At 61.1% G+C, this 4,879-nt stretch carries 4 protein-coding genes; 3 read left to right on the top strand and 1 reads right to left on the bottom strand.

Translation table 11 applies throughout. From position 1 onward, the window contains the following. Positions 1 to 378 precede the first annotated feature (378 nt). The 3 genes from V7080_RS24065 (at position 379) to V7080_RS24055 (ending at position 4,225) form a co-directional block, all read left to right on the top strand. Positions 379 to 1,281 (top strand): SDR family oxidoreductase, encoded by a 903-nt coding sequence (locus tag V7080_RS24065; protein WP_334190914.1) that lies wholly within the window; start codon positions 379 to 381, stop codon positions 1,279 to 1,281. A 490-nt stretch (positions 1,282 to 1,771) separates the two neighbouring features. After that, positions 1,772 to 2,365 carry a hypothetical protein gene (locus V7080_RS24060; protein WP_334190913.1) on the top strand — a complete coding sequence of 198 codons (594 nt, stop codon included), beginning with the start codon at positions 1,772 to 1,774 and terminating at the stop codon, positions 2,363 to 2,365. Between the two features lie 258 nt (positions 2,366 to 2,623). Further along, on the top strand, positions 2,624 to 4,225 hold the full coding sequence (locus tag V7080_RS24055) for a mucoidy inhibitor MuiA family protein (protein ID WP_334190912.1): 1,602 nt from the start codon (positions 2,624 to 2,626) through the stop codon (positions 4,223 to 4,225). Positions 4,226 to 4,243: 18 nt separating this feature from the next. Here V7080_RS24055 and V7080_RS24050 read toward each other — a convergent pair whose 3' ends face one another. After that, complete coding sequence (locus V7080_RS24050; RefSeq protein ID WP_334190911.1) at positions 4,244 to 4,801, bottom strand: Spy/CpxP family protein refolding chaperone; 558 nt, start codon at positions 4,799 to 4,801, stop codon at positions 4,244 to 4,246. Positions 4,802 to 4,879 lie beyond the last annotated feature (78 nt).

Raw genomic sequence — 4,879 nt, 5'->3', positions numbered from 1 at the left:
AAGCAAAAAAGTAGGTGGCCCGCCGGGGCCAGTCCCGGCTAGTCTCTTCGAAGAGAAGTAGGAGTTGAATTACCGGAGACACTCCGTCGCTCTGGATTCCCCTTTGCAGGGCGCGCACCGGCTTGCAAGCCGGTACCGTTTCGCAGGCGGACAGCATGCTGTCCGAAACCCCTGCAAAACCCTACGCGGGAATGACAAGGTTTTGGCATAACGCCTGCCGGCATAACAGACGTTGCATCGACCGCGCAGAACAATATTGCATCATGGGGAAGGTTGGAATTGGGATGGACTCCAACTTTATTAAATAAGCTTCGTATTCCGTCCGATAGCAACACAACCATCAACCCGCCACCCATCCTTCACATCAAGGAGACCACCATGTTCCAACCGAAACTCATGCAAGGCAAACGCATCCTCGTCACCGGCGGCGGCACCGGCCTCGGCCGTGCCATGGCGGAAAAGTACCTGTCGCTCGGCGCCGACATCTACATCTGCGGCCGCCGCAAACCGGTCTGCGACCAGACCGCCGCCGAACTGATGGCGCAGCACGGCGGCAGCGTCAAGACCTTCGGCCTCGATATCCGCGACGCGGCAGCAGTCGACGACATGGTGGAACAAATCTTCGCCGAGGGTCCGCTCACCGGCCTGGTCAACAATGCGGCCGGCAACTTCATATCGCCGACCTCGGCGCTGTCGCCGCGCGGCTTCGATGCCGTCGCCAATATCGTCATGCACGGCACCTTCTACGTCACCCACGCGGTCGGCAAGCGCTGGGTCGAGATGGCGGCCAAAGGGCAATGGAAACCGTCCGACGGCTACCGCAGCGTGATCTCCATCATCGTTACCTGGGTACTGAACGGCGGCCCGTTCGTAGTACCGTCGGCGATGAGCAAGTCGGCGATCCATGCGATGACGATGTCGCTGGCGACCGAGTGGGCGCAGTACGGCATCCGGCTCAATGCGATCGGCCCCGGCGAGATTCCGACCGAAGGCATGAGCAAGCGTCTCAATCCCGGCGAGCAACCGGGCGCGCGTTCCGCGGCGATCAATCCGATGGGACGCGCCGGCGAGATGACGGAGCTGCAGAACCTGGCAACCTTCCTGATGGCCGATGGCTGCGACTGGCTCACCGGCCAGGCCATCATGATGGACGGTGGCAGCCATCTCGCCACCGGGGGCAACTTCTATGAGCTGCGTTCATGGTCGCAGGAGCAATGGAAAGATGCGCGGGATCGGATCGAGGCGCAGAACAAGAAGGACCGGGAACAGCGCACGGTGTAGCGTCGCCTGATGGAGAGGTGGAAAAAGAATTTCCGCTTGCTCCATGGGGCGAATCTTTCATCAGCAGCCTGGCACGTCACGGCTTGCCAGGCACCCCGGCGCAGAAGTTGAATGGAACCAATCACCCTTCGGTGCAACTCAAAGGTCGTCACCCCCATGAGAGTCGTGAATGCACCCAATATGCCGCTCGCAGTCATTCAATCGCAGCATGTTTTTTCATCCAGAGAAACCGGACGATTTTCCTGCAGCCCCGTCCGCGGATCCATCTCCATCGAAGCGGCCTTCCTTCCTGCCTGGCGAAGGAGGCGCAGTACGTGCAAAGTTACATGACCGGTTCAGGCACCACTCCTCGCTGCGCAAAGACGACTTGCCTGTGCCGGCTCGGCTGGACACAGAAGATCGACTTACACGTGCTCGTAGTGCCCCAGGTTTGCCAACGTATGACGAGACTCCTGCACTTCATACCTTGATCGGGCGGGAAAGAGCAGAAATGCTGGATCGGGAATTGGGCGAACTCGTCTATCCCAAAAATGTGCACCCATCGACGTATTTGGATTACTTCGAACACCCAATCAAAAAGCATGAGTTTGATGAAGTGGGCGGAATACGAATGAATCCGGATCGCCTGTTTATTTCGGTTGATGATGGCGCTGTTTCGTCCCATCTGGACACAGTGGCAAAACTTGTTGATTGGCTAAAGAAGGGCGAACCGCTTATGTGGAGCGCAAGCAAGCTAGGTAGAGTCATAGTCGCACCGCAGACGAGGGTAACAAGCATTATCAAGGACGACGCATTGGCGGCGTTGCATAACCTGGGCAAAGACGAAGAAAAACCTCGCTTATCGCACCCGGCCTTGGTCGGCGGAGGACAGGCGAGAATATCCGGGGAGGTGTACATCGATTCCGAAACTGGCAAGGTCGTCGTCACTGACCGGTCGGGTCGATACTCTAAATACGGCGAGCGAAATGCTGCGCATTTGGAGAACGCGGCGGCCATCATGGCGAAGAATCTGGCTGGCTATGGGATGACAGTGCAAGTGTCGAAGAAGGCATACGAAAAAAATAGACAATACGGACAGCGGTAAAAAAGCGGGCCGAAGGAAGCGCCCGTCAATGATTTGAGCAGGCGAGCTTTTCTCATATCGTCGATCTCAGCACATGCCGCGTCCCACCGGAGTAACGCAAGGATCGCAACAGCAAATGCATGGCGTCGGCGCACCAAGTTTTTTTGAATGACGGCGATTCCTGTGGCGTGCAGCGAAGGGATCGGGGCATAATCCTGCAGCCACACCGGCGTCCGTGGCCAGTTTCACCATACTTTCCACACTTCCCGGAGCCTTTGCATGCTGCGTCGAACGTCTGCCTTATTCAGCTTGTCCTGCCTGATCACCAATGCCTTCGCCGCCAACGCCCCAATCACCGCCGTCGTGCTCTACCCGGGCAGCGCCACGATAGAACGCACCGCACAGGTCTCCGCCGGCATGACGCAACTGGAGATCACCGGGTTGCCGGCCAATTTCGATACGCAGACGATCCGCGTGCAGGCCGATGCGGGCATCCAGGTCGGCCAGGTGACGACGCGGGATGCGGCGCGTACCGAAAGCGCCAGCGCCCGGGAAGCGGAACTCGAAGCGAAGATCCAGGTGCTGGAAGACAAGGTTGCGCTGCTCGATGTGGATGCCCGGTCGGCGGCATTGGTGCAGAAGTACCTGGAGAACCTGAACAGCGCCGGCACCGCTTCCGATCGCCAGCAACCGGTGGTGGATGCGCGGTCGATGGCGGCGATGCTGGACGCAATCCAGCGCGGCGGCAGCGATGCCTTCACCCGCATGCACAAGGCGGAGGTGCAGAAGCGCGAGATCGCCAAACAGGTCGAGGCGCTGCAGCGTGATCTCGCCAGGCTGCGCAGCGGCGCGCGGGATGGCCGGCAGGTCACCGTGCAACTGGCGGCGCGGCAGGCCGGTGCCTTGCGGCTGACCTACCAGGTCAACAACGCCGGCTGGAAGCCCACCTATCGCGCCATGCTGAATTCGTCCGCATCGACCGTCGAGCTGGAACGGCTGGCAACGGTGTCGCAGAAGACCGGCGAGGATTGGAGTAGCGTGAAGCTGAAGCTGTCGACCGGCCAGCCGCGCCAATCGCCGCAGGCGGTGGAGCCGCGCCCGTGGCTGCTGACCTATCAGAAGCCGGTGGCGGTGCAACTGGAAAGGGCCGAGCGCCCGGCGTTTGCGTCAGCGCCCGCACCTGCGCCCGCTCCCGTTGCTGCAACGTCGGCAATGGCCGGCCAGGCTGACAATTTCATTCCGCCCGTGATCGAAACCCGGGGCAGTTTCGCGACCGAGTTCGATGTGCCGTCGCGGGTGACGCTGCCGGCGGACGGGCGCGAAATCTCGGTTGCGCTGTCGGCGCAGGTCGTGCCGGTAAAGCAGCGCCTGCGTACCTCGCCGCGCATCGAGAAGGCGGCGGTGGTGACCGCGGAGGCGGCACGGCCCGATGGTGTCTGGCTGCCGGGCAGCATCCAGTTGTTCCGCGACGGCAGCTATGTGGGCGCCGCGCAATGGAATACCCAGCGCAACGACAAGTTCACTTTCGCCTTCGGCCGCGACGACCTGATCCGCGTATCGGTGGACCGGGTGAAGGAACAGTCCGGCACCACCGGCGTGCTCACCCAGCAGAATGAACGCGTGCTGGCGGATGTGTACACGATTACCAGTTTTCACAAGAAGCCGGTCGACCTGCTGGTGCTGGAAGCATCGCCGGTGAGCACGTCGGAAGAAGTGAAGGTGCAGGCATCGTTCAATGTGCCGCCGACGCTGGACACCTGGGAGCGCAGGCGCGGCGTGGTCGGCTGGGAATCCGTGATCGCGCCGAACCAGACGCTGAAGTACAGCGTCGACTATGCGATCACGTATCCAAAGGAAGGCTTTGTGCGGGGATTGCCCTGATACCTGCCCTCGCCGACGTCAGTGCTTGTGTCGACCGCCGTGGCCGCCATGTTCGGCCCCGGCGGCCTGCTTGCCGTAGCCGCGCAGCGAGATGTAGCGGGCGGTCTGCTCCGGCGTGAGGATCTTTGCCTGCGCGAGATGCGCTTCAAGATGCGCGCCGCGCACCTTCGCCTGCAGGGCGCCGATGTCCTTCAGCGCGCTGTCCACCAGTTCCGCATTGGCCGAGCGGCTTGCGAAAAGCCGGTCCAGCTTCTGTTCCGCCGTTACCAGCTCACTCCCCAGCATGCTGGCCTTCGCCTGCATCGCGTCGAACAGCTGTTTCGTTTTCGTCTTCTGATCCGGCGTCAGTTGCAGTTCGGCGGCGAGTTCGAGGACATGCATCGGACCGGGATAGCCGTTCAGTTCGGCCGCTTTTGCCAGGCCCATGCCCTTGCCGGCCAGATAGCCGTTGATGTCTTCCTGCGACAGGGATTTGATGTCGCGGGTTTCCTGGCCGGCGTAGGGAGTCGGGGTGGCGGCTGACGCGATGGGGGACAACGCGGCTGCGATGAGGGTGGTAAGGATAAGGAATTTCATGGGAGTCTCCTTCTATCTGCCAGGTTTCAAATTTCCACCGAACGGTTCCTTCCCCCTTGCAGGGGGGTGTAGCAGGGG

The sequence above is a fragment of the Noviherbaspirillum sp. genome (assembly GCF_036846085.1).
Lineage (GTDB): Bacteria > Pseudomonadota > Gammaproteobacteria > Burkholderiales > Burkholderiaceae_D > Noviherbaspirillum.
The sequence above is the reverse complement of the archived record's forward strand: the minus strand, read 5'-3'. Positions and strand labels throughout refer to the sequence as shown.

Coding starts and splice junctions, on each gene's coding strand:
- V7080_RS24060 (WP_334190913.1), top strand. CDS start 1,772: ATGCTGGATCGGGAATTGGGCGAACTCGTCTATCCCAAAAATGTGCAC.
- V7080_RS24050 (WP_334190911.1), bottom strand. CDS start 4,801: ATGAAATTCCTTATCCTTACCACCCTCATCGCAGCCGCGTTGTCCCCC.
- V7080_RS24065 (WP_334190914.1), top strand. CDS start 379: ATGTTCCAACCGAAACTCATGCAAGGCAAACGCATCCTCGTCACCGGC.
- V7080_RS24055 (WP_334190912.1), top strand. CDS start 2,624: ATGCTGCGTCGAACGTCTGCCTTATTCAGCTTGTCCTGCCTGATCACC.